A 779-nucleotide genomic window follows, 5' to 3' on the forward strand; every position below is an offset into this window, starting at 1 on the left:
ACCATTCCCGCCGGACGCACCCTGAATGTCAGTGACAATGTGGAACTGCGGGTGCGCGGAGTGTTGCAGATTGACGGCACCCTGCGTGGCATACCAGGCAATAATGCCGCGGGTTTTCTCGGTTCCGTGTACGGCGGGCCCGGATTTGCCGACAGCCAAAACCCCTACCAACAGAGCCAGGCCAAAGGCAAGGTGGTGCGCGGGCGCAACGCCGTGATGCCGGCACTGAATATTGTCAATGCAGGGGGCGACCTGCAGGGCATCCCCGACGACCTGCGCGGCAGTGGCGGTGCGGATGGGGGGCGCAGTTTCTACTGGAACCGCGCCCAGAGTGCCACCATTGCCGCGGGTTCGGGGGGCATTGGTGGCAGCGGCGGTGCCGGCCTGGCGGTGATCGCCCGCGGTATCGCGTTTGGTGTGTCGGGCACACTCCAGACCACCGGTGGCCATGGTGGCCCCGGTAGCGGTTTTGGTCCCAGGCCCATCCCCGGTGGCAGCGGCGGCGGCGGTGCACCTGGCGGCGTCGTGCTACTGGTGGACGGCACCGGCAATCCCATGCCGGTGCTCACCAACAATAAACTCATTGCCTGCTATGGCCACAGTCCTGACACCCCCGGCAGTGCCGGGCTGGGGGATCGCTGTCTCGGCACCAGTGCCGCGCGGCTTTTGTTCGTACCCAAATCCCGCACGCCCTACGACGACTACGAGGACCCGGCCCTGGATCCCGGTGTGCAACAGGCCATGGATGCCGCTGCGGCTGCCCAGGCCGATGCCACTGC

1 pseudogene is annotated in these 779 nt (G+C 66.6%); it reads left to right on the forward strand.

Annotated features, from left to right (window positions below):
* A pseudogene (locus Q5Y71_RS17015) lies at positions 1-779 on the forward strand (hypothetical protein); the annotation flags it as partial.

Source organism: Microbulbifer sp. 2205BS26-8, assembly GCF_030731025.1.
Lineage (GTDB): Bacteria > Pseudomonadota > Gammaproteobacteria > Pseudomonadales > Cellvibrionaceae > Microbulbifer > Microbulbifer spongiae.